Source organism: Marivirga harenae, assembly GCF_030534335.1.
Lineage (GTDB): Bacteria > Bacteroidota > Bacteroidia > Cytophagales > Cyclobacteriaceae > Marivirga > Marivirga harenae.
Genome location: NZ_CP130565.1, coordinates 2,394,887 through 2,419,477, shown reverse-complemented (window position 1 = coordinate 2,419,477; position 24,591 = coordinate 2,394,887). Strand labels below are relative to the sequence as shown.

General features: G+C 36.5%; 17 protein-coding genes. 13 read left to right on the top strand and 4 right to left on the bottom strand.

The annotated features are described in order from the left end of the window. The first annotated feature begins 122 nt into the window (after nt 1-122). From Q3Y49_RS10420 to Q3Y49_RS10410, 3 genes are all read left to right on the top strand, one after another. Nucleotides 123-6,266, top strand: a complete 6,144-nt coding sequence (locus tag Q3Y49_RS10420; RefSeq protein WP_303268095.1) for a T9SS type B sorting domain-containing protein — start codon at nt 123-125, stop codon at nt 6,264-6,266. 5 nt (nt 6,267-6,271) lie between these two features. After that, on the top strand, nt 6,272-7,231 hold the full coding sequence (locus Q3Y49_RS10415) for a PorP/SprF family type IX secretion system membrane protein (RefSeq protein WP_303268094.1): 960 nt from the start codon (nt 6,272-6,274) through the stop codon (nt 7,229-7,231). Between the two features lie 276 nt (nt 7,232-7,507). Beyond that, a complete protein-coding gene (locus Q3Y49_RS10410) occupies nt 7,508-8,509 on the top strand; it encodes a TolB family protein (protein ID WP_303268093.1) in 1,002 nt (333 codons plus the stop codon). Here the strand turns inward: Q3Y49_RS10410 and Q3Y49_RS10405 are convergent. Further along, nucleotides 8,506-8,940: a MarR family winged helix-turn-helix transcriptional regulator gene (locus Q3Y49_RS10405; protein WP_303268092.1), complete on the bottom strand. Its 435-nt coding sequence runs from the start codon at nt 8,938-8,940 to the stop codon at nt 8,506-8,508. The two genes, Q3Y49_RS10410 and Q3Y49_RS10405, sit on opposite strands and share 4 nt — an antisense overlap. Before the next feature lie 501 nt (nt 8,941-9,441). Between Q3Y49_RS10405 and Q3Y49_RS10400 the strand changes: the two genes are divergently transcribed. Genes Q3Y49_RS10400 through Q3Y49_RS10375 form a run of 6 tightly spaced genes read left to right on the top strand, consistent with a single transcriptional unit; the run spans nt 9,442 to nt 15,420 of the window. Next, complete coding sequence (locus Q3Y49_RS10400; RefSeq protein ID WP_303268091.1) at nt 9,442-10,530, top strand: sensor histidine kinase; 1,089 nt, start codon at nt 9,442-9,444, stop codon at nt 10,528-10,530. Continuing rightward, nucleotides 10,530-11,252 carry a LytR/AlgR family response regulator transcription factor gene (locus tag Q3Y49_RS10395; RefSeq protein WP_303268090.1) on the top strand — a complete coding sequence of 241 codons (723 nt, stop codon included), beginning with the start codon at nt 10,530-10,532 and terminating at the stop codon, nt 11,250-11,252. Before Q3Y49_RS10400 ends, Q3Y49_RS10395 begins: the two co-directional genes overlap by 1 nt. 26 nt (nt 11,253-11,278) lie before the next feature. Further along, nucleotides 11,279-11,881: a hypothetical protein gene (locus tag Q3Y49_RS10390; protein ID WP_303268089.1), complete on the top strand. Its 603-nt coding sequence runs from the start codon at nt 11,279-11,281 to the stop codon at nt 11,879-11,881. A gap of 47 nt (nt 11,882-11,928) precedes the next feature. Then, nucleotides 11,929-14,142 (top strand): CocE/NonD family hydrolase, encoded by a 2,214-nt coding sequence (locus Q3Y49_RS10385; RefSeq protein ID WP_303268088.1) that lies wholly within the window; start codon nt 11,929-11,931, stop codon nt 14,140-14,142. 58 nt (nt 14,143-14,200) lie between these two features. After that, a complete protein-coding gene (locus tag Q3Y49_RS10380; RefSeq protein ID WP_303268087.1) occupies nt 14,201-14,938 on the top strand; it encodes a CPBP family intramembrane glutamic endopeptidase in 738 nt (245 codons plus the stop codon). A 20-nt stretch (nt 14,939-14,958) separates the two neighbouring features. After that, nucleotides 14,959-15,420: a GNAT family N-acetyltransferase gene (locus Q3Y49_RS10375; RefSeq protein WP_303268086.1), complete on the top strand. Its 462-nt coding sequence runs from the start codon at nt 14,959-14,961 to the stop codon at nt 15,418-15,420. Between the two features lie 197 nt (nt 15,421-15,617). Here Q3Y49_RS10375 and Q3Y49_RS10370 read toward each other — a convergent pair whose 3' ends face one another. The 3 genes from Q3Y49_RS10370 to Q3Y49_RS10360 all read right to left on the bottom strand — a co-directional run bounded on the left by Q3Y49_RS10370 (nt 15,618) and on the right by Q3Y49_RS10360 (nt 21,078). Next, nucleotides 15,618-18,242, bottom strand: coding sequence for an ABC transporter permease (locus Q3Y49_RS10370; RefSeq protein ID WP_303268085.1), 2,625 nt, complete (start codon nt 18,240-18,242; stop codon nt 15,618-15,620). Further along, a complete protein-coding gene (locus Q3Y49_RS10365) occupies nt 18,242-18,598 on the bottom strand; it encodes a PadR family transcriptional regulator (RefSeq protein ID WP_303268084.1) in 357 nt (118 codons plus the stop codon). Before Q3Y49_RS10365 ends, Q3Y49_RS10370 begins: the two co-directional genes overlap by 1 nt. A gap of 401 nt (nt 18,599-18,999) precedes the next feature. After that, nucleotides 19,000-21,078: a helix-turn-helix domain-containing protein gene (locus Q3Y49_RS10360; RefSeq protein ID WP_303268083.1), complete on the bottom strand. Its 2,079-nt coding sequence runs from the start codon at nt 21,076-21,078 to the stop codon at nt 19,000-19,002. A 214-nt stretch (nt 21,079-21,292) separates the two neighbouring features. On the opposite strand from Q3Y49_RS10360, the gene Q3Y49_RS10355 reads away from it, so the two are divergent. Genes Q3Y49_RS10355 through Q3Y49_RS10340 form a run of 4 tightly spaced genes read left to right on the top strand, consistent with a single transcriptional unit; the run spans nt 21,293 to nt 24,577 of the window. After that, nucleotides 21,293-21,877 carry an ankyrin repeat domain-containing protein gene (locus Q3Y49_RS10355; protein WP_303268082.1) on the top strand — a complete coding sequence of 195 codons (585 nt, stop codon included), beginning with the start codon at nt 21,293-21,295 and terminating at the stop codon, nt 21,875-21,877. A gap of 10 nt (nt 21,878-21,887) precedes the next feature. Continuing rightward, on the top strand, nt 21,888-22,994 hold the full coding sequence (locus tag Q3Y49_RS10350) for an acyltransferase family protein (RefSeq protein WP_303268081.1): 1,107 nt from the start codon (nt 21,888-21,890) through the stop codon (nt 22,992-22,994). Beyond that, on the top strand, nt 22,991-24,019 hold the full coding sequence (locus Q3Y49_RS10345) for a serine hydrolase domain-containing protein (RefSeq protein WP_303268080.1): 1,029 nt from the start codon (nt 22,991-22,993) through the stop codon (nt 24,017-24,019). The genes Q3Y49_RS10350 and Q3Y49_RS10345 overlap by 4 nt, the downstream gene beginning before the upstream one ends. A gap of 12 nt (nt 24,020-24,031) precedes the next feature. Further along, a complete protein-coding gene (locus Q3Y49_RS10340; protein WP_303268079.1) occupies nt 24,032-24,577 on the top strand; it encodes a hypothetical protein in 546 nt (181 codons plus the stop codon). Nucleotides 24,578-24,591: the final 14 nt, after the last annotated feature.

Below are 24,591 nucleotides of genomic sequence, written 5' to 3'. Positions count from 1 at the left end.
TTACCATTTCATTACATAAAACATATATATCAAATAATTTATAAAGTCTGTAAAAAATCTTTTGATTAATATGCATCTCAATTAAATCCTTAAATTGTATTGATTCGTAAATTCACATTGTCATGAAAAAGATTTTACTTCTACTATTCTTCCCCCTATTTTCAATAAATTTACTCGCACAAGAAATTTGTAACGATGGAATCGATAACGATGGTGATGGGTTCATTGACTGTTTCGATGGCGATTGTACTGACAATACTGCCTGTGACGGCTTTTATCTTGGAAACGATGCATCTTGTGAAGCAGAACCGAATGCATTTCCTCAATTTTCACTCAAACTTGGCTATCAATCAAGAAATGACGCTTCATTAAACTTGAGCAGAATTGCCATCGGAGACTTAGATAGAGATGGGATTCCTGAAATATTGTCAACTACCTATGACGATGACAGAATATACCTCCTCAATGGTGATGACGCAACAATTAAACATCAGGCTACAACCAATAATCCCTCCTTTAGATCGGCCTCCATGATTAACATTTCAGATGACAATTGTGGAGAAGTCTTTATTATAAACGAAAACGGATGGAATAATTTTACTATTAAAGCATTCGATTGTGAACTGAATTTACTTTGGACATCAGAAAGGCTATACAACGATCCAGTTTTTCTAAGTTTCGCAGATTTTGATCGTGACGGTCAAGCCGAAATGTACTATAAGGATGAAATCAGAGATCCGCTGACTGGAGTTAGATTAGTACAAAATTCAGGTACAAATTGGAATAGTATTCCGAGCGGAGCAGTTGCCGTAGACATCATGGGTGATGAGGACTTGGAATTAGTGCTTGGAAATAAAATTTACGCTGTCGAATTAAATGCCAGAACAGCCGATGCAGGTACTTTAACACTTATTAAGACCATGCCTGCTACATACCAAACTAAAAATGGAGGATATCAATCTGCACAAAGTGCAACTACATCTGTTGCAGACTATAACCTTGATGGAAATCTTGATGTTATCGTAACAGGCGCAAATGGCGGAAATGTGTCCAGCGTGTTCTTTTGGGACGTAACAAACGATTTGGTAAAAGTTTTTAATGATCCCATAGGTACTGGTGATTACCAATTTGGTTGGAGACGAGGAATGGGAAGGGTTAATATTGCAGATTTAGATGGTGACGGGCAATTAAACGCAGCCTTTGTTTCAGGTAAATATCTATATGCGTTAGATGAAAATTGGAACTCTCTATGGGTAGATGAATTTGGTGATCCAGCGCCATCTGAAGTCAATGAAGAAACTTCGGGCATTACGGGATGTACTTTGTTTGACTTTAATGGTGACGGCCAATCTGAAGTGGTGTACAGAGACGAAGACTATTTATATATCATTAATGGAAATGATGGGAGTGTCAATACTCAAATTCATTGCCGCTCCAGGACATCGGTAGAATACCCAATAGTGGCAGATGTAGATGCTGATGGTTCTACTGAGATTTGCGTCACTTGCGCTAGTGAAAATTTCAGTTCTACTACTCCAGGAAGAAACTTATCATTATATACAGATGCCGAAGTCAGAATTTACAAATCTGCTGGTGAACCGTGGGTACCGGCAAGACGATTATGGAATCAACATGGCTATTTCAATGTAAATATCAATGACGATTTGACTGTCCCAAGAAACCAGCAAAAGCATCAAGCGGTTTTTTCAACAGGAGTTTGTACGAGTGGTCCTAGTCGACCTTTGAACAGTTTTTTAAATCAATCTCCATTTCTTAGTTCTGATGGTTGTCCAACTTATGCATCACCAGATTTAACGATAATTGAATCCTCTTTTGATGTATCTCCTCCTAATTGCCCGGAAGAAGATTTTACAGTAAGCTTTGACTTCGAAAATATTGGGGATGTTCCGCTATCTGGTGACGTTCCAGTAACATTTTACGATGGCGATCCTATGGTGGCCGGAACCAATAAATTGAATACTGTTTTTATAACATTAAATAATTTCACTGTGGGAACAACTGGTTCTGCAATTGACTTAGTAGTAAACGGAACAGGTGCGCAATTTACACTCTATGCTGCATTGAACGACAATGGTTCAACTACACCTACACCAATTAGCTTTCCTAATTCCAATTTCTTGGAGTGCGATTATGACAACAACATAGTTTCAGCGGAGGTTAATCCGATACCTTTTGCCCTGTCAACTGAAACTACTAACAATATCACTTGTTCAGCAGGAAGTGTTGCTCCTAATGGATCCGCTAGGGTATTTAGATTAGTTGGCGGTTCAGAAGTGACTTCTGATTATGACTTCTTCTGGTTTAATGGAACAACTGCCACTGGAACACCTGATTACACGGGTTCAATCTATACAGGACTAAATGCTGGAACCTATACAGTTTTCGCCAATGACAAAATAGCCGGATGTAGTTCGGATACCGTTCAAGTGGTAATTACTGACAGCACAAGAACAATTGAGGCAGAAATTACGGTGGATAGAGGCAATGACAATTGTAAAAATCCTAATGGAAAGTTGACAGTAGCGGTAAATGGAAATGACCCCGTGGGTGATTTTGAATACGAATGGTATGAAGGAAACACAGTGGGTGGTGGTTTACAGATTAGCAATAGTCATGTAGCGAATAGCTTAGAGTCCGCTACTTACACCGTGCTAGTGACCGATAAAGCCACGGGATGTCAAACCATTGCTTCCATGGAGGTGCCAGACGAAACGGTAATACCAGTAGTCTCCCCTACAGCAACAGATATTGTTTGTTCTGATATCAATTCTGGAAGTCTAAGTGCCAATGTGGATGGGTCAACTGCAGGATATACTTTTGAATGGTTCATTGGCAGCAGCGAAAAACCAACGCCTGACTTTACTGGTAGCTCGGTAAATAACTTACCTCAAGGAAGCTATACAGTTAAAGCAATCGATAACAATACAAATTGCGAATCTGACTTGGTCACAGTTGTGGTTGACCAAACTGTTAATCCTGAGATTGATGATATTACTAGTACTGAAAACAATTCATGTGACAGTAGCCTTCCTAACGGTACGGTAGCTGTGTCAATTATCGGAAATACTGCGGACCACACTATTGAGTGGTTTGCTGGAGCTAATACAAGCTCAGCGGTTATAGGAACAGGACTTTCATTAAATGGTCTTGGTGCAGGAGATTATACTGCACAAGTTACTAATACTAATACTGGCTGTTTTGTAACCGATAGAGTGACGGTGGTAAATAATATAATACAACCAGTACTCAGCGTGAACGCAGATCCGGTAACTACCTGCTCTCCATTTGACGGCCGAGTGGAAGCTAGCGTTGATTTAGATGATGTGAGTGACTATACATTTTCGTGGTATGAGGGTAATCAAGTAAAAGCCTCGACTGACTTTAGTGAAACTGGAAATGTTTTAGATAATCTTGAACCTGGATTTTATACAGTTCAAGCATTTCATAATACCCGGAACTGTTTAGCTGATGCAGTTACTATTGAAGTTATCGATCAAGCGATTATTGCTATTACTCAGAACGATGCAGTGATTGCGCTTCCAACCTCTTGTTCGTCTCAAGATGGTATTTTGCAAGTAGTAGCAAATTCACCTAATAATACCTCCGGATTTCTATTGGAATGGTATAGTGGCACTTCAACAGCTGGCTCCCCTTTTTTATCGGAAAGTGGCGTTAATTCTTCCCAAGCTAATAATTTAGTATCCGGCCTATATACAGTGGTTGCAACTGATTTAGATAATGGCTGTTCCAATTCTCAAATTTTTAATTTACCTTTTGCCGATGCTCATAATTTGGAAACGGTCTCGATCACAAATGCAACGACCTGTGTACCCAATACAGATGGAGCAATTACAGTAGATTTAACTCCAACAGCATTAACTGGTTTTGATGAAGCTAATTATACTGTATACCTATATCTTGGTGATGATGTGAACGTTCCACCAATAGCAAGTCAAGCAGGCATTGCTGGAGATTCCATTTATACCTTCACTGGACTTGGAGATGGGGATTACATTATTGAAGCACGTGCCGATGCTTCACTAAATAATTGCTCGGTTTATTCTTTCGCAGAAATAGAACTTGATGCTACAGACCCTGTCGTGAATGTAATTAGCAATATACCCAACACGAATTGTAGCAATCCATTAGCAAATGGATCCTTAGAGCTAAATATAGATAATGGGGCATCACCATCCTTTTACACTATTAATTGGTACGAGGGAAATGATACTACTACTCCGTTGGGAACTAACATCGGAAATACTGCCGGAACTAATGGTGAAATCGCTACAGATTTAATTGGAGGTAGTTATACTGTTGAAGTATTCAATGACTCTACACAATGTTCAACCATTCGTACTTTCAGTATTAATGATAATCCTGTTGCGATTTCTGTTCCATCAAGTGATCTGGAAATCTCCAATATCACTCGTTGTGATATTAATGACAGTGAAGCTACAATAACCAACGTTTATGAAAATGGAGTTGTAGGAGACATAAATAACTATACATTTGAATGGTATGATGCCAATATGAATATATTGCCTGATGCATCAACGCCAAACAATTCAAATACTATAAGTGCTCTTGCTGAAGGCTCTTACTTTGTTCGAGCAACAAATTCTAATTCCGACTGTGCAACGTCATTAATTGAATTCTCTATAGAAAATGATATCGTTGAGCCGTCCATTTCTTTAGATTTTAGAAATCCGGAAAGATGTGTACTACCTTCCCCAGATGCTGCATTTGGGTTTTTAAGAGTAACAGCTACTGCTGCAGGCACTTCCTTTTCTTATGATTGGTATAACGGACAAGATACTACTAGTGCCATCGCAAATAGTGGGAGCGAATATTTAAACTTGGCTGCGGGATTTTATACAGTTAAGATTACAGATAGTATTTCAAACTGTATTTATACTGAAACCTATGAATTGGTCACAGAAGAGAATTCAGTAAATATCTCAGCTTCAGCAACTCCAGTTACAAATTGCGATAGTCCAAATGGGTCAGTATTCGCAACAGTAAGTTCTCCTGGAGATTATTCATACAATTGGATAGACGCAAATGGAAACACGGTTGGAACTACTAAACAGGTAAATTCACTTCCTGAAGGAGAATACACCGTTACAGCCACAGATAATACTGATACTTTTTGCGAAAATACGGCAACAGTTATTATTACAAATGATCAGGTAACTCCTCCACTCACAATTGATCAAATTGCTCCAATTACGGTTTGCGACTTAACTTTGGCAAATGGTGCAGCTAAAGTAAGCGTTGATGGTGCTTTTATTGGATATACATTTGAATGGTTTGAAGGAACGACTTCTAATGGAAGTTTGGTCCACATCGGTCCTGAATTTTCACAAATGGAAGACATTACTTATACTGTGAGGGTTACGGACAATCTAACGCAATGTACAAATGAAGAAAGTATCACGATAACTTCCGAGATCCCTACAGTGGCTCAACCCACCGTTGAGGTAGTAAGTAATGACACCCATTGTATAGTTGATAATGGCGCATTAAGGGTTGATGTAGGAGGTAATACTGGCAATTACAGATTTAGCTGGTTTAGAGGTGATAATGCAAATGGTACTCCTTTTACAACCGGGGATAGAGTTACTGACTTATCAGCTGGCGAGTATACAGTTGTAGCAACAGATACAAGAAATGGTTGTAGCTCTGAAGCTGTAACAGCCGAAATTATTGAAGACTTGGTGTTTCCGGAAATAATGACCGAATTTGAACCGTCCACATGCAATAATGATAATGGGTCTGCCACTGTTTTTGTAACTACCGCTGTAGATATTAGCAGAATCGAATGGTACAATAGTTTTGGTACCTTTATTAATACCGGACCTAATCTAACAGGTGTTCCAGCAGGAGATTATATTGTTAGTGTACAAACCGCAAATGGCTGTACAGTGGAAGGAGAAGTCAGTATTAAGGCAGAAATTACTGCTTTTAATGGTATTTCAAGAAACGGAGACCGTTCGAATAGCTTTTTCAAAATTGATTGCATATCTCAATATCCTGACAATAACGTGAAAATATACAATAGAGCAGGGACTTTAGTATATGAAGCAAGAGGTTATGATAACAATAATACCAAATTCGATGGTGTTTCTAACAAGGGTATTAATATATTAGGGGATAATTTACCAGATGGCACTTATTTTTATGTGATTGAAAAGAATGACGGTTCTAAGCCTCAAAATGGTTATTTGGAAATAGTAAATTAAAATTAATGTATAGCAAATTTCTTAATATTAAGACTTTATATTTAATAATTGCATTATTGTCAATGTCTGGTGTTTTAAAAGCACAACAGTATCCTATTTATTCTCAGTACATTTTCAATGGGTTAATTTTAAACCCCGCTTATGCTGGAAGCCACGTTCAATTGAGTGCGTCTGCAATGTACAGGAATCAATGGGTAAACTTTGATGGTGCTCCAAAGACATTGTTTTTTAGCGCTCATACTTCCCTGATGAACGAGAAAATGGGTTTAGGGCTGTTAATCAACGATGATCGAATCGGTAGCTATTCAAATCAGAATATATACGGCAGTTATGCATTCATTATTAAAACACCTAAAGGCAAATTGGCAATGGGTGTGTCAGCTGGCCTCAATATTCTATCTGCAGATTTTGGTAATCTCAACTTAGATGATATCGCTGATAATTCTTTTGCGAGCGTAACAGGTAACTTAAAGCCAAACTTTGGGACAGGAGTCTACTTTTATAATAAAACGCTTTTTGCGGGATTTTCAGTTCCTTTTCTATTGAATAATGGATTTGGGGATACTTCCTTCGAAAGTGCCTTGAATGAAATACGATCCGCTCGGTACTATTATCTAAATGGTGGTTTGATGCTACCTTTAAATCTTGAAAAAACAGTGCATATTCAGCCTTCAGTATTGATCAGAGGTCAAGAAGGAGCTCCACTGAATTTTGACATCAACACCAGTGTAATTTTTTATGATTTACTCAATGTTGGAGTGTCATACAGAAATATAGATGCAGTGGTTTCCTATATAGATTTCAAGTTGAGCGAATCTTTTCATTTTAGTTATTCTTATGATTGGACTACCTCAGCTATCAGATCCGCATCCAATGGAACCCACGAATTTATGCTTAATTATAGAGTGCGGCTACGAGATATTCACGATGATGTAAAATGCCCTAAGTTTAATTACTTTATGTAATTCGCTGCATTTTTTTGCGTTTTGAATAATATTGGTTTCATTTCTATCTTATAAAAGGTGTGAAAGCGCCTACTCATAACCAATAATAGTGACAGAATTACAAAATAGACAATACTAAACTATGTTATGAAGCTGTCTTAAATTTATCTAACCTAGCTCGTACATAATCTTCCAACCTATCATAACTTCGGTGAGTCTATAGCACGTAAAGTAAATCTAAGATGTATTAAATAACCAGATCCTTTCACGTTTTAAAACACATACTTTTTAATTGAGATGACCAATACTAAAAGACTTTTTGTTACAATCTTCCTATTATCTGTAATATACTCTTGCGATAATAGTACCATGTACAATTATCATGAAGCAACAATTAGCGTCCTTCCCAAAAACTTTGAAGCAGTAAATTCCGAATTTGATGATTATAATTCTGCTGCTCCTGGATTTGGAGAATCCTTCCCATTGTGCTTTTCATCTAATAGGCGATCAAGTGGTGGGGAGTTTGACATCATTTACAAACCCATCTACATATACTTTTCAAAAGAAACTGGAGAATTGACTGTAGAGGAAATAAAAAACTCTAACTCAGACTACTTAATAAATTCAGCAGAGATAGACAAGGTTCTTAGAAAAACAAACTCTAGTAGTAACGAGTTAGGCCCTTACATGACAGAGAATTTTCACTCAAGCGGAAAGCTGTTATTGCTATTTGCTAATGACGAATCAGGTGATTTCGACATAAAATTCATCCACGACCTTAATAATCAAGACTATGACTCCATCTATAATGTCCCAATTTTAAATTCTCCATTTGATGATTATTACCCTACATTCAATAAGGATAGTAGTCAAATATATTGGTGCAGCAATAGGAACGGCCAATTTGATATCTTCAATGTCGAGCTTGATAATTCCCATGACCTGGTTGACAAACTTAATGATCAGTCAGACAAAAGCATTCGTAAAATAGATGCACTTAATTCTTCTGCAAATGATAAATGCCCTTTTATTATCAAAGATTTTATGGTCTTTGCTTCAGATAGAGCCGGTGGATTTGGAGGTTTTGATTTATACTATTCAGAAAATATTAATGGAGAATGGACTGAACCACAAAACCTTGGGTCGCGAATCAATTCAGAACATGATGAATACCGCCCGATTATTCACCCGATGGGACCTGACTTTACAAATGACTTCATGATATTTTCTTCCAATAGACCTGTTGGACTTGGCGGCTTTGATCTCTATTATGTGGGCATTGATAAAGTTGACCCTTAAGCTAAATTATGATAGATGCTCTCCAGAATTCTTTTGAACTCTTGAAAATCATCTGGCGACAGATTTTCCCATGCTTTCATTCTAATTTTCTGCACCTCAGGCAAGCATTCTTCTACCATTGATTTACCGTTTATGGTTAAGGCAATCATAAAGCTCCTTCTATCATTGGGATGAGGCTTGCGGACGATCAACTGTTTGGCTTTTAATAAATCAATAATACGGGTCATGGTTGGGTGATCTTTGAAAGTATTGCTTGCCAATTCCCGCTGGTTGAGTTCTCCTTTATCATAAAGCTGCTTTAGCACGGCCCATTGGTCAATGGTGATAGTCCAGCCTAATTCCCTAAATCTTTGTTTTGCATACTGCTTTACCCTTCTGGCTGTTTTATCTAACAAAAATGAATACCGACTGTACTTCTCTGCTTCTTGCATTTTTAATAATTAGTATAACAACAAAGATACGGAAATTATACAGAAATAAGATTAGAATAGAATTGGATTAAAAGGCTATAGTTTTGAACCAACAGTTTGAAGCAGAAATAAAAACTTTTGTAATAGCAAACAATATATGCGTTAGCTGTAAAGAGAATTATCTAACAAAGATTATCTCAACCACTTAAAAAATGATATACCCGTAATCTACATTGGTGCATGGGTTCCTCGCCCACCCCCACCACCACAATAGTTTCTTTACCTTAACATTCACAACACGCGGGATTTGTATTCAAGTCATTGAATTTTTAAAAAAGGACTAGAAATTAGATGTATTTAATCTTTCCTTGAGTCAAGAAGAGTCATTTTAAATGATAAAAAGCAAGTTAGCAAAGCTTTACAGTTAAAATTAGGTCAATTTATAACGTTAATTTCCGTTTATTTACGCTCCTGTACTTTTGCTTTCTAACTTACTTATTATTGTCTTAATTTGATTCATCAATGACAAAAACTTTAAACATAGCGCAGAATAAAAGCAACTCTCTTTATTGGAAGTGTCAGTTTTTTGGATGGGGATTAGTGTCCCTTTTCTGGTTCTATATTGCTCTATTTAGAGATGATTTTGAATTATCTGATGCGATTATCAACTATATTTTTGATGTGGCTATTTGTATTGCCATCACGCATGCATACAGAACCATGGCAGTAAAAAGAAAGTGGAACCAATTGAATATAAAGGATTTAATCTGGAAACTCATCCCAGCCCTTATCATACTCTCCATTATGTTCATGATCATTATGAACATAAAAACATCAATCTATATATATTTAGCAGATAGACAAAACGATTCAATTAAAGAACTCTTCGTTTGGAACCCGTTTTTTGTATGGAATCCTGTACTAATAACTGGTTTGAGACATATGAGCATCTGGCTACTTGCCTATCATTTGTACCACTTTTACCAAAGAGAAGTACAATCAACAAAGATGAATGCACAACTATCTCTAATAGCTAAGCAGGCACAGTTCGATAATTTATCGGCTCAATTAAATCCTCACTTCCTATTTAACTCTCTCAATTCAATCAAATCGCTTATTATTGAGAATCCTAAAATTGCCAGACGTGCAGTAGACTTATTGTCGGATATTCTACGCTCATCTCTTTATGAAACGCAAGATTCAACAGTTTCATTGGAAGAAGAAATGGGACTAGTAAAAGACTATGTAGAGCTTGAAAAATTGCGATTTGAAGAACGTCTAAAATTTAATCTGGAGGTAGATGAGCGCCTGAATCATATACGAATACTGCCGCTGAGTATACAATTATTAGTTGAAAATGCACTTAAGCACGGTATCGATAAGCAATTAGATGGTGGGACTCTTGAGCTATCTATTAAAAAGGAAGGTAATAAAGCAGTTATAAAAGTAGTAAACCCTGGTACATTAAATATTGAGGGTGATAATAGAATAGGGTTAAAAAACCTAAAAAATCGCCTTCAACTGAAATATAAAGGAGCAGCACAATTTGAAATAAATCAGATAGAGAATGAATCTGTTCTAGCAAAATTAACAATCCCAATTATTGAATAATGGATACTTACAAAACTATAATAATTGATGATGAACGCCTGGCTCGAGAAGAGGTAAAAAGGGCACTTGAGAACTATCCTGAATTTGAAATAATTGGAGAAGAAAGTAATGTAGAAAAAGCTAAAGCATTGATTGAAAGTACGCATCCAGACATTATTTTTCTTGACATACATATGCCCAAAAAGTCTGGATTTGATCTTTTGGAAGAATTGGGTACCGTGCCTGAGGTAGTTTTTACTACAGCTTATGACCAGTATGCAGTAAAAGCATTTGAGGTAAACGCTTTGGATTATATCGTAAAACCCATTAGAGAGGAAAGGTTTGCCAAAGCGATTGAGAAGATTAAAAAAGGATTTACCAAAAGAGAAGAAGAATCCCCAGCACCATTTTTATTACACAAAAAGATTTTCATTAAAGATGGTGAAAGCTGCTACTTTATCCCTATCTCAAGCATTAGCCTTATTGAGTCGGTGGAAAATTATGCAAAGCTACACTTTGATGGAAAAACGGTTTTAATCAAAAGGTCTTTAAATCTTCTAGAAGAGAAAATGGATCCAAGTTTGTTTTTCCGGATCAATAGAAGTCAAATTATTAATACTGAATACATAACAGAAATAAATCCCTATTTTAATAATAAGCTGCAAATCACCTTGTCAACTGGCGAAAAGTTAGACGTATCTAATCGACAGTCTGCAAAATTCAAAAAGTGGAACAGCCTGTAATAGTATAAACCTTAACAAATCTGAACATGAAAAAGTATAGCGTAATATTTATTACCATGGCATTACTATATGCCTGTAATACAGCCCCTAAAGAAGAAAAAGAAAGTATAACTGCACAAAAACCTAGTTTAGAAGACTATCACATTGGAGAACAATGGACCTGGATGGAAAAAAGTGTTGCTGGCGAAAAAATCCGATGGGAAGGCCAAGACAAACGGGAAGTTGTTGCCTTTGAAGGAAGCCTAGGCTTTTGGAATGGTACTGACACAGTACTGATTTCCAATACCATCAAGGAAGAGACAAGCAACACTCCTTTTCGCGATTGGCCTTTGGAGGTAGGTAAAAAGTGGACTTTTGAAAGTAAGTGGGAAAATGCTGAAGGTACAGCTATGATCACCAATCAAGAGGTAGAAGTAGTTTCTTATGAAGAAGTAGTGGTTCTTGCTGGAAGATTTATGGCCTACAAGATTGAGCATAAAGGGACTTTCACCAATACAAAAGCAGGAAGTGGTAAAATGAATGATACCTACTGGTATGCACCGGCTTTGAAAACAAGCATCAAGCATGCTCAAGATGATGGCTATGGTTCCTATATGTTTGAACTATACGATTACAAAAGCGGAAAATAATTAGGATGAAAAATTTACTAATTATACTGTTTTTAATAAGTATCAGCATGAGTGCTTTTAGTCAAAATCTGGATTTTGAGAAAAGAGCAATAAATGATACAGCTGCGCTTGATCTGGCAATGAATAATTTGGCCAATCGTTACTTGGACTACACTAAAGCTGAAGGCATAAGCATTGGCGATCGGGAGCGATTGAGATATGAAATGATTGCTGGCCGCAATGAAGATGCTATCCAAACCATTAGAAATATTAGAGCTGGAAATACTTCGGAAGGTCATCTTACTTACTCGCAATACGAATTGTATCTTAAAGCGAAGATTCAGCAAAATAAGTCAGGCGAGAATTTCCAAGACTCTTATCGTTCTGTCTTCTCACAATATATAAAAAAATGTACTGATATTATGGCCTCCACCATTACGGTTAATTTCACTACCTATGATGGAGTGGCTCAATTTACAGATGACTTTCACGCTAAATACGCAGGTGTTCCGGAGGAAACTTTAACGGCTGATGAAGCAAAGAGCATCCTAAATGCATATTTTCTCTATCATGTGTATTCCCTTACCGAACCTATTATTTTCGAGGAAACAGAAAGAGATGAGAATGATAGGTACTTAATTGAAGAATCCCTTATTATCTCGGCAAGGGATAGTGCTGAAATTTCGGTCATCACCGTTCGAAAAAGAAATATAGCAGCTTTACCTGCTATTTTAATCTTCACTATTTACGCAGATAATTCCAATAAAAACCAAGCAATGATTGCAGCGTCAAAGGGATATGTTGGCGTAATTGCCAACTCTCGTGGCAAGCGAAAAAGCACCAATGCCATCGAGCCTTATAAACACGAATACAAAGATGTATATGAAACCATAGATTGGATAAGTAAACAATCTTGGTGTAACGGTAAGGTAGCCATGTACGGGGGAAGCTACAATGGATTTAGTCAGTGGGCTTCCATGAAAGAAAAAGTACATCCTGCTTTAAAAACCATCATCCCTTCGGTTTCTGCAGCACCGGGGCTTGATGTACCCATGGAGAACAATATCTTTCATAATTTCCCCTATAAATGGATTCCTTTTGTAACCAATAATAAGCTATTAGATAATGGTGCAAATTTTGATGCTGCTAGATGGAATAGAATGCAAAATACTTGGTATACAAATGGCCTAGCTTACAATAAGATGGATTCCATTGATGGCGTACCTAATCCATTATTTCAAGAGTGGATCAGCCACCCTACATACGATAGTTATTGGCAAGCCTTTATACCTTATAAGGAGGAATTTGCTCATATTGATATCCCAATTCTAACAACCACAGGTTATTATGATGATGGTCAGCGTGGCGCAATGTATTATTATCTAGAGCATTTAAAATATAATCCAACTGCTGAACATTATTTATTACTTGGCCCTTATGATCATTTTGGTGCCCAGACTGAATCGAGCGCCAATTTACGGGGCTATGAAATTGATAGTGTAGCCAACCTTAAAATTCAAACTGGGCTAGCTTTTGAGTGGTTCGATTATATCTTAAAAGGAAAGAAAAAACCTATTTTACTGAAAGACAAGGTAAACTTTCAAGTCATGGGTGAGAATAAGTGGTTGCATAGGCCAACGCTTGCTGAAATGAGTAATGATTCTTTAGTATTCTATTTAAGTTCTAATGAAAAGGATTCGTCCTTTCAGCTTACAAAAAAAATGAACAAAGAAGTTGAACCTATTCAGCTTAGCATTGACTTAGCAGATCGGTCAACACCCAACAATGCAGATTATTACCCTTGGCCAATTATAAAAGATAATATAAACTTGAAGGACGGTTTAGTTTTCAAAACCAATGCTTTTCAAGAGGAAGTGGTAATCAATGGCTCATTTACAGGAGAGTTTAAGGTATCAACCAATAAACAAGATTTTGATTATTCCATCAACCTCTATGAATTACTGGCCGATGGAAGTTATTTTCATTTAAGCTATATTATAGGCAGAGCTAGTCATGCTAAAAGCATAGAGGAGAGAGAATTATTAACTCCAAATAAGGTAACAACCCTTACTTTCAACAATACCCGTATTATTAGTAAAAAAATAGCTGTTGGCAGTAGACTGATAGCGGTCATAAACGGAAATAAAAATCCCAATTCACAGATTAATTACGGTTCTGGAAAAGAGGTAAGTTTAGAAAACTTAGAGGATGCTGATGAACCTATAATTATCAATTTTCACCCTGAAAGCAAATTAAGAATTCCTTTATGGCGAGAGCCATAAGGGAATTCTTCCTTAAGACATTATTACTGATTTATTAAAAATATTTACATCATATAAAATGAAAGACTTAAGTTCAACACAGCATCAATTAACTATAAAGCGAGGAATTTTGGCTATAGTTGCCATGTACGCATGTCAGCTTTTAGCAGGAATTATCATTTCCTACGCTTTTAAGTTAGCACCAAATACGGACACTCCTATAGAAATTATAGGATTATCTTCTACCCTGCTGAGTGGCATCATGATTTTACTGCTATTCTGGTGGGATTTGAGAAAATCGGGAGACTCTTTTTACACTCAGATAGGTTTGCAAGCCAGTAAAATCAAAAATAGTAAAGCGGTTTTATTGGTATTAGCTGTATTAGCATCAACTCATTTTTTAGCATGGATATACAGATCAGTAATTCTTCCAGCCTATGACTATGGCGGGATTATCGGAGGCGGTTCCAAAATGTTTAGCTTTATTCAGGAAAATGGAGGTGCACTTGAAATGAGCGGCTTTTTACTTTTGGCTCTCATTGTTGGTCCAATCATGGAAGAAGTTGTTTTTAGAGGATACCTGCAATCTTCCATTGCCAAGAAATTACCTGCCTGGGCAGCCATTTTGATTACCTCAGTTATTTTCACAGTTGGCCACAGCCCTATGATTTTGTGGCCTATGTACTTCCTTTTTAGTATTAGTTGGGGATGGATCTATTTGCGAACCGGCTCTTTAAAAATGGCTATACTTATTCATATTTTAAGTAATTTATTTTATATTATTGTAGGTTTTGCCGGTTGGAAGCTTTTAGCATAACTTTAATCACTCTCAAAAACATGGACGCTCTAATAGAAAAAGTAAATAAAAGTAATTACCTAGAAATAGTAGAAGTCTGGGAGGCTTCTGTAAGGGCAACACATCACTTCTTGAAAGAAGCTGATATTGCCTACTTTAAACCACTCATCTTAAATAACTATTTAGATGCCGTTGAATTAAGGTGTATTAAAAATGAAAATAATAGAATTATCGGTTTTCTTGGTGTTGCTGAAGATAATCTCGAAATGCTTTTCATCCATCCTGAGGACAGAGGTAAGCAAATCGGCAAAAGCTTATTAACTTATGCTATTAATGATTTAAAAGTTAGCAAGGTTGATGTAAATGAACAAAATGAGCAGGCTGTTGGCTTTTACCAGCATTGTGGATTTGAGGTGATAGGCCGTTCAGCATTAGATGCCTCAGGTAAACCTTATCCTATGCTGCATATGCAGTTGAAAACACGAATGGAAAAGGGTGAGTAAAACAACAAGGACTCTTTTGATCTTATCAAAAGCTCAATAATACATTTATTAAAGGATCTGGCGAGATGTGATAATAGTTATATTAAAGCAGTTTATTAACACTTGACTTATAGGTTTGACCTATGGGAACTTCATGATCATTTATAAAAATCCGGTTGCCTTCAATAAACTTGCCGCAGAGTCTCTTCTTGAGTCCCTTATTCAGCCTTCAAACTTTTAATAGGATTTCCCAAGGCAGATGATATAGCATGATAACTAACAGTTACAAGCGTAATCACAATTGCTCCAACGCCCGCTATGGCAAAGACTGACCAGTGTAAATTAGTTTTATATTGAAAGCCTTCTAACCATCCGGAAACTAAATAATACGCTATTGGTATAGCGACTAAACATGAAAGACCTACCAAGACGAGAAAGCTCTGTGTAATCATCTTCCATATACTCAAGACAGAAGCACCTAATACCTTTCTGACTCCAATTTCCTTTGTACGCTGCTCTGCAACAAAAGAGGCCATACCGAATATACCCAGACAACTAATAAAAATGGCTAGCAAAGCAAATAAGCCGGCTACTGAACCAAAACGTTCCTCACTCGCAAATTTCAATCCATGCTGCTCATCAGTAAAAGTAAAATCCAATGGTGTAGACGGTAACTGCTCCTTAAAAACATCCTCAATTATAGCGATCGAAGCTGATGTACTTTGCTCTGGATTAAGTCTCATGGTCATACAATTCATAGGACTATTACTCATAGAGAATATAATAGGAGTTACTTCATCAAAAGGAGATTGAATAATTAAATTTTCGATGACACCAATTACGCGCAGTTCCTTAGTTTTTTCACCACTTCCGGATCTAATAATCTTTCCTATTGGGTCTGCAATGCCCATTTCTCGTACGGCCTTTTCATTTAGAATTACTGCTTGTAAATCAGAGGTGATATCTCTGGAAAAGTCTCTCCCCTTTATTATGTTCCAATTAATCGTTTTTCCATATTCCGGGGTCACTGCAATCTTCCCAAAATCAACATCGTAATTATTATCCTTTCCTTCCCAGGATAAGTTGCTGGTTCTACTGAATATCTGTGTTAATGGGCTAGATGATTCTGACAATTCTACAATTGCTCCTTTGCTTTTCAATTCATTCCGAAGCACGTCAAACTTCCCAGTAAAATCTGCGGAATTGCTCCACAACATAATGGTACCTTCAGCATCATATCCCATGGGTCGGTCCTTAGCAAATTCAACTTGCTTTTGAATAAATAATGTACCGATAATTAATACAATAGATGCAGAAAACTGTAAAACCACTAAAACTTTTCTAAGCATTAATGAGGACGGACCGGCTTTGAAGGATCCCTTTAGGACAGAAATTGGACGAAATGAAGACAGATAGAATGCCGGGTAACTACCAGACAGCAGTGCAGTGCCAAAAATGAAACTCCCGCAGAAAATCCAAAAATAAAGACTACTTAGCGGGAGTTGGATGTCTTTGTCAACTAATTCATTAAAGAAAGGCAGCGCTATGAGAACGATACAAAAGCTTAAAACAAAGGATATGATGACCACTAAAAAGGACTCAATAAGAAATTGATTCACCAATTGTCCTCTTCTAGATCCAATTGCCTTGCGAACACCCACTTCTTTAGCTCTCCTTTCAGACTGTGCTGTACTTAAGTTCATGAAATTAATACAAGCCAGCAATAATACTAGACCAGCAATTATGGCAAATAATTTTACGAACTTAATTAAACCTCCAGATTGTACTCCATTTTCCCAGGATGACTTTAAATGCCAATCATTCATGGGATGAAGGAAAACCTCTGGTTTCTGGGCTTTTTCTTCCTCACTAATATGGCTATACCCTGCCCTCTTTATTTGCTGATTGAGGCTTTCTAAATCAGTATCCTGAGCTAATTCAGCAAATATCTGAAATGAATTATTGCCCCAATCGTTAGTTACGGCTGCCTCTCTTATCCAATCTTGTGAGTTTTGGTAAAGTTTCCAGGGAGCAAAAAAGTTAATTCCATAAAAACTGGAATTTTTAGGAAAGTCAGCGTATACACCTGTTACCATCACTTCTAATTCATTATCAATTTTCATCATTTTACCTACTGGTCTTTCATCTTTGAAAAGCGCATAAGATAATTTCGATGAAATAATTATTGATCCTGGCTCTGTCAATGCTTTTTCATCTCCTTTAAGCATATGAATAGAAAACATTTCTATAACGTCCTTCTCAATAAAATTTCCAATTGAAGTCATCTTTGTATCTTCATGAGAGATAATTAGATTCTGTGGCCAGTATGCTAAAACCATTTTATCGAAGCCTTCTCCGTAGTTAGATTGAAGTTCTTCTTTAAGCGGGATTGGAAGCGCGGCTTGCATACTGATTTCATCATTGAGTTGCTGATGCTTCATCACTTGAGCTATTCGGTCATGATTTTCATGATAACTATCGAATGTCAATTCATCATAAACCCACAAACTAATTAGCATCGCGACTGCCATGCCCACTGCTAAGCCCCCAATATTTATAGAAGAATAGCCTTTATTTCGTAGTAGGTTTCTGTAACCAATTTTGAAATTAATTTTGAACATGTCAGTATAATTTGAATTGTATGACTTTGATTTTTGAATAGCAAATGGGCGTAGATAATTGATCACTTGAAACCAATAATTGATCTTGGCCTTCATCAAAGAGCGGTTTTCAACCCTCGAATGAAAATTCTCTTCTAGATCACCAAGGACTTCCTCAGCAAGCTCTTCCCTTAGGAAGCTTTTCAAGAGCTTTTGGGCCAACTTTGGAGGTGCTGGTTTCATTAGGAAAGATTTAAATGATTAATAGAGAGTTTATTTAAAGATAATCCAGGGATTTGATTCCATAAGGACACTTTGAAATCCTGCGAATTTTTCAATACCTCTTGACCGATAGCTGTAATCTTATAAATTCTTTTCCGTCTTCCTCCCCTGTTAGCTGAAGGTTCACCCATTTCCGAGCTTAAAAAATCTTTCTTAGATAAACGATCCATAGTAGAATGCACTGAACCAATGGAAACACTTCTTCCGGTTTGGTTTTCAAACTCTTCTGCAACTTTTAGTGAATATGCCTCTTCTCCTAAAATGGCTACGACCAGTAAAATCACCTCTTCAAATTCTCCGAGCTTTGTCTCTTTCATGATTACCTTTTTAATTGTAGAACAAATATACGGAAAGAAATTATATTTGTTCTACAATTTAGTATGTATTGCAAATAGTTTTTAAAAATGTATAAAGAGTAAAGGAAAAGATGTAAGAAGACCAAATGTGAAATTAGATAAGAAAGATTTGTCTCTTCCCCTAAAGTCGTGCCGTCTTACAACGTAAAAGTGCTTGGTATTAATGAAGCCAAAATGAAATTTAAGTACTACAAACGAGCTGCTTTTCAATGTTCGCCCTATTTATTTGTTAAATATTATCAATTGGCTTTTTAGAAATTTCTAACCGAAGAAATGGGATTCGATAATAAGAAAACTTTGGCTTACATTACTTATCGCTTATGCCCTTATCAAGTATTGTGGTTTTGTTGAAATCGCCAAAACTACATTCGAACAATATCTTTATCGACAAGCATTTTTTTAATCTCTTTATGATTCTCCCAGAATTTGGTTCGGATTTTCTGTACTGTATTCTGAAAATCGGGGTGATTTTTCATTTTTAATAGAATCGGGTCCTTATCAAGAAATAGAACGAACCAATATTGATAATTATCCTGTTTAGAAAATGCCTTTAAGCCGTTCATGCCTTTTTCGATATCCCCTTTGGCTGCAAAATAGGCAGCCATAGTTAATTCTTGATAAATAGATTGATCCTTTTCCGCAAAAGCCAAGTAGCTCTCATAAAAGCTCTTAGCCTCTTGTTCCCTTCCTAGTTGTTCTAACACAAATGCCATATTGAGATCATAATTATGATAAATATCTAATTTCAAAGCATACCTGATTGAAATAAGTTTTTCATAATAAAACCAAGCCTCTTCGTACTCTTCTAAGGTATAACAGACTTTTGCGACTTCACTGATCACATCAATTTTAGTCGTGTCCTGATTAAAGATTTCGATCAGCGCAAATTTAGTTTGTCTCAAATCATTATGCTGGCCAAGCTTAATATATTCATGGAGGTATTTTGAATAATGATTTTGAGGATTATAGGCCTTCGATTTCTTAATATATTTTTCTGCCTCATCGAGAAAACCTGTTTGCGCCAAAGCATTACTTAAATGCAAATAAGTGATACTTGCTGATACAGAATCTTTGTCTGAAATAGCTACTTCAATCCCTTGCAATGCGTGAATCAAATATTTTTTAGTATTGGGAAGCATATAGGCGTAGATATCGGACAAGAAATTGTGAATCCAGGCTACATTAGGATAATATTCCAAAACTTCTAATAAGGCTTCCTCTGCCTTACGAAAATCCTTGATTTGCATAAAATATAAAGAATTGGCAATCAAACTCTCACCTAAGTCAGCATCTAAAAGCATTGCCTTGTCAGCATAGTTCTTAATTTCTTCAGTGTGTTGTTTTTCCTCTCGAAAAAGGTCTAAATAATAATATGAGATTGCGATATAGGCGTAGGCATTGGCAAATTCTCCATCTTCTTGAATCGCTTTCTTAAATTGAACTATTCCTTCTTTCAGGCCATTCCCAGTATCATCATTTAATAAGGTTAGTCCTTTTAAATAGTAGTCATAGGCCACTAAATTATTGGTTGGGACTTTTTCTATTCGCTCTTGTTCTTTTGGTGTGATTACAGCATTGATTTCTGCGGCAATGCTTTTAGCTACATCAGCTTGGAGCGCGAAAACATCATTTAGCTCTCGTTTATATCGCTTCGACCAAAGGTGTTTATCGCTTGGTCCCTCAATCAATTGGATAGTTAATACAATTTCATCCCCGATTTTTTGCCCGCTGCCTTCAACGAAATAATTGACATTTAACTCCCTTGAAAGCTCTGGTATTGACTTTAAATCATTTCTATACTTTTCAGAGGTAGTTCTACTGGTTACTTTTAGGTCTTCAATTTTCTGAAAGTTGTCTAATATTGCCTCCATTAATCCATTCATGAAATAGACATTCGTACTGTCGGCACTATCATTTTTAAATGGCAGAACAGCCACCGACTTGGCTAATAGTTTTGAAGGGGTATTATTCTTTTGATAGTAAATTACTAAAAGTGCTATTGCTACTATTGAGAGAATCACTATTCCGACCAGAATAGGTCGTTTTAATCTTAAACTTTTCTGTGAATCAGGATTGCTAGTTTCGCTTAGGTCTCTTTCAATATTTATTTTTGATGTATCTCCAGGAGTATGTCCATATAATTCCCTAAAGCATTTCGTAAAATAAGAGGTACTACTGAAACCTACTCGAAATGATATCTCAGAAACTGTGAGTTCACTTTCTTTTAATAATTGAAGAGCATTTTGTAATCTAACATTTCTAATAAATACACTTACTGACTCTCCTATTTCCTGTTTGACTTTGCGAAGTAAGTTAGACCTGCTCATGTTCAAAGCTTCGGCCAGCTCGGTTACGCCAAAGTGTTCATCGCCTAAATTATCTTGAATTATAGCTACTACCTTTTGTAAAAAGGGGCTTTTATGGTTTAGATAGTCTAACATGAGAGTGCTGTGCTGATATGCAATATTCGGCAATTAAAACACCATTTACAACTGCTTATTTGACGGGTTTGCGTCATAGTTTATAGTCCTTCTCCATAGTTTGTATACAAAATGCATGGCTTATATCTATTGAAGCATGCTTGCTACCTGTCATCCATGTTTCCTACAGACCTTTGTGTAAATCAAAAATTTATTAACACTTAAAATTAAAATCATGAAAAGAATTCAATTAAAAACATCAAAAGTAGTTTATGTATTAGCTATCACAATTGCATTAAGCTCAACGGTAGCTTGCCAACAAAGCGAGGAAAAAAGTACTAAATCTGAGCAAGAAGAAAAACCAAGTACACCTATTCAAGAAGCAGCATTCTTCGGGAATGTAAAAGTTATTAAACAACATGTTGCAGCAAAATCAAACCTGAATGAAAAAGATGATTATGGTTCAACTCCCTTACATATTGCAGCCACTTTTGGAAAAACAGAAGCAGCCAAACTACTAATAGAAAGTGGGGCTGATTTAAACGCAAAAAGTGCGGATGGCTCAACTCCTTTACATGTAGCATCATTCTACGGTAGAGTTGAAATTGTCAAGGCTTTGCTTGAAAAAGGTGCAGAGACTTCAACAAAAAACTCTTATGATGCAACTGCTTTTGAATCCGTTTCGGCTCCATTTGAGGCATTAAAACCTATGTATGATCAAATCAGCAAAGATCTTGGGCCTTTGGGTTTAAAATTAGATTATGAGCAACTAAAATTAAACAGGAAGCTTATAGCCGAAATGATTAAGAATCATCAATAATCTGGAACAAATGCTAAAAGAAAGAAGATATGATATTGATTGGTTAAGGGTCATTGCTATTGGTTTATTGTTAATATACCATATAGCAATTGGCTTTCAGCCATGGGGTGTGTTTATTGGTTTTATTCAGAATGACAAGTCATTAGAATGGATTTGGACTCCTATGTCCATGCTTAATGTCTGGAGAATTCCTTTGTTATTCTTTGTTTCTGGAATGGGCGTCTATTTTGCTATTCAAAGACGCAGTTGGAAAGGATTACTGTTAGAAAGATCAAAGCGGATTTTGCTACCATTCATTTTTGGGATGTTTGTAATTGTTCCTTTACATGTTTGGCTATGGCAATACTACTATCATCAGGACTTATCTTTTATGCTAAATCCTGCTCATCTATGGTTTTTGGGTAACATATTTATATATGTCCTGATTTTCACACCATTGTTCTTTTACTTGAAGAGTAAACAGCAGAGCAAGTTATTTTCAGCATTGAATAAATTCATGGCAAAACCCATAGCGCTCTTAGTTTTAATGATTCCCTTTATTGCAGAAGGGCTATTGGTACAACCTGAAAACTTCGAGCTTTATGCGATGACACCTCATGGTTTTTGGTTAGGAATGCTTGCTTTTTTGACTGGGTTTTTATGTGTTTATTCAGGGCAAAATTTCTGGCAGAATGTTACCAAATTAAGATGGGTAACACTGGCAATTGCTTTTACCTTATATCTTTTGCGGATACAAGGATTCACAACCGATCTATTGAATTACCTCATCCCAGTGGAATCTAATTTATGGATATTTACGGTCTTCGGATTTGGTCACAAATATTTAAATCACCCAAGCAAGGCACTAACCTATTTAAGCAGTGCGGCCTATCCGATCTACATAATTCATATGTTTTTTCTGTATCTAGCTTCTTTGGTAATTTTCCCATTAGGTATTCATCCTTTTGCGAAATTAGTTGCAGTTATCTTAGCTACTTTCGCAGGATGCTTTATAAGCTTTGAGTTTCTCATAAGAAGGATTAGTTGGATTGGACCACTTTTTGGCTCGAAAGAAAAGTTAAGCTCTCGTAAAAATTCAATTGCTGGAGAAAAGGAAATAAGATTAGGGAAGTTATGAAACATTCACAATTAAGAGCATTAACACATCTCATTGTAGGAGTCACTCTTGTATTTGTTTTTCTATGCGGATGTTCAAAGGATCTTTTTTACATACCAGGATCAATTGAGGAAGAAATGCAAAAAGCCGTTGATGGTAAGTTTGATGGCATGATTGTTTATGTAAATCAATCAGGAAAGTCGTCATTTTACAGTGCGGGCTTCAATAATAGAGAAGAACAAACACCAGCTGATCCGCATGATTTATTCAAAATAGGGAGTATCAGTAAGCTTTACATTGCTGCAGCATGTACAAAGTTAATAGCTTCCGGAGCATTAGATCTAGAGCAAAAATTGGTTGATCTTATCCCAGAAGTGGTCACACATATTGAATATGCTGAGCAAATAACCCTAAGAATGATGATTTCGCACCGTAGTGGAATTCCAGAATTCATTTATGAACCAGGATTCAATGGAGGTACGACTGAAAGCTATTTGACCACAGCCGAATTGATCTACGATAAAGCTGCGGATTTTAAACCCAATAAAAAATATGCGTACTCCAATACCAATTATCTGTTGTTGGGAGAAATTCTTGACAGAACCCTTGGGTATTCTCATCATGAATTTATTCGGAATGAGATTCTTATTCCACTCGATTTAGATGAAACATATAGCCTCTATAGTGAGGTTGATTCCAATCAGGTCATGAGTGGATACTTAAAAGGCTGGGAACCCGACATAAAGTCTTGGGATCATACGAGACCTGGTGGCTCCATGATTGCAACAGCCGAAGACGTGGGTACATTCCTTAGAGCCTTAATTGATGGAAGTTTATTTAGCGATGAGGAACAAGCTATTTATTCGTCTGTATATGAATATGAACATACAGGATGGCTTCCAGGATACACCAGTATTGCTCGTTACCACAGCGATATTGATACGATAGTTATTCAATTCGTGAATACAAGTGATAAGGAGTGGTTCTGGCTTGAACTTGAACGTGTATACAGCAGAATTTTGAAATCCCTCGAAAAAGGACTTTAAGAAAAATAAATAATGAAATACCTTATCCTTTTTACACTGATGAACTTACTGCCATTTGTAACGACTGCACAGTCAAGTGACTCCAAAGGAAGTTTTGGATTCGCTTTAAACTCTAGTGTGAATGGTGAACTCTATCCAATTCGGATTGTACCTAGCCTGACCTATATCAAAGAAAAAAATCAACTCGAATTGGGTTTAGGTTTCAACCCTTTTAGCCGAAAATCTCAAAAACTGATGAGTGGTGAGTTTAACTATAAATACTTTCCAAATGGAACTGAGCATAAATTCAATATGTACCTGATAGCTCGCTTTTCATACATCAAAAGTGCTCGCGACACCTACTACCCTACCGATTACAATTACCTATTTTTAAACGGGGGCTATGGTATTGAAATCACGGCATTTAAAAAAGTGTATCTTGGAACGAATATCAGCACTGGATTATACACCTATAGTAACAAGTCCGATATTCCATATGCCGCATTTGCTAGTCAAAAGCTGTTTGATACCTTTAGATTTAACCTTTCTTTTCAATTCAATGTGGGATACAGGTTCTAGCCATATGTCAATAT

What these genes read in the sequence shown, in the direction of transcription:
- Q3Y49_RS10420 (WP_303268095.1), top strand. Translation starts at nt 123, where the DNA reads ATGAAAAAGATTTTACTTCTACTATTCTTCCCCCTATTTTCAATAAAT.
- Q3Y49_RS10415 (WP_303268094.1), top strand. Translation starts at nt 6,272, where the DNA reads ATGTATAGCAAATTTCTTAATATTAAGACTTTATATTTAATAATTGCA.
- Q3Y49_RS10410 (WP_303268093.1), top strand. Translation starts at nt 7,508, where the DNA reads ATGACCAATACTAAAAGACTTTTTGTTACAATCTTCCTATTATCTGTA.
- Q3Y49_RS10405 (WP_303268092.1), bottom strand. Translation starts at nt 8,940, where the DNA reads ATGCAAGAAGCAGAGAAGTACAGTCGGTATTCATTTTTGTTAGATAAA.
- Q3Y49_RS10400 (WP_303268091.1), top strand. Translation starts at nt 9,442, where the DNA reads ATGACAAAAACTTTAAACATAGCGCAGAATAAAAGCAACTCTCTTTAT.
- Q3Y49_RS10395 (WP_303268090.1), top strand. Translation starts at nt 10,530, where the DNA reads ATGGATACTTACAAAACTATAATAATTGATGATGAACGCCTGGCTCGA.
- Q3Y49_RS10390 (WP_303268089.1), top strand. Translation starts at nt 11,279, where the DNA reads ATGAAAAAGTATAGCGTAATATTTATTACCATGGCATTACTATATGCC.
- Q3Y49_RS10385 (WP_303268088.1), top strand. Translation starts at nt 11,929, where the DNA reads ATGAGTGCTTTTAGTCAAAATCTGGATTTTGAGAAAAGAGCAATAAAT.
- Q3Y49_RS10380 (WP_303268087.1), top strand. Translation starts at nt 14,201, where the DNA reads ATGAAAGACTTAAGTTCAACACAGCATCAATTAACTATAAAGCGAGGA.
- Q3Y49_RS10375 (WP_303268086.1), top strand. Translation starts at nt 14,959, where the DNA reads ATGGACGCTCTAATAGAAAAAGTAAATAAAAGTAATTACCTAGAAATA.
- Q3Y49_RS10370 (WP_303268085.1), bottom strand. Translation starts at nt 18,242, where the DNA reads ATGAAACCAGCACCTCCAAAGTTGGCCCAAAAGCTCTTGAAAAGCTTC.
- Q3Y49_RS10365 (WP_303268084.1), bottom strand. Translation starts at nt 18,598, where the DNA reads ATGAAAGAGACAAAGCTCGGAGAATTTGAAGAGGTGATTTTACTGGTC.
- Q3Y49_RS10360 (WP_303268083.1), bottom strand. Translation starts at nt 21,078, where the DNA reads ATGTTAGACTATCTAAACCATAAAAGCCCCTTTTTACAAAAGGTAGTA.
- Q3Y49_RS10355 (WP_303268082.1), top strand. Translation starts at nt 21,293, where the DNA reads ATGAAAAGAATTCAATTAAAAACATCAAAAGTAGTTTATGTATTAGCT.
- Q3Y49_RS10350 (WP_303268081.1), top strand. Translation starts at nt 21,888, where the DNA reads ATGCTAAAAGAAAGAAGATATGATATTGATTGGTTAAGGGTCATTGCT.
- Q3Y49_RS10345 (WP_303268080.1), top strand. Translation starts at nt 22,991, where the DNA reads ATGAAACATTCACAATTAAGAGCATTAACACATCTCATTGTAGGAGTC.
- Q3Y49_RS10340 (WP_303268079.1), top strand. Translation starts at nt 24,032, where the DNA reads ATGAAATACCTTATCCTTTTTACACTGATGAACTTACTGCCATTTGTA.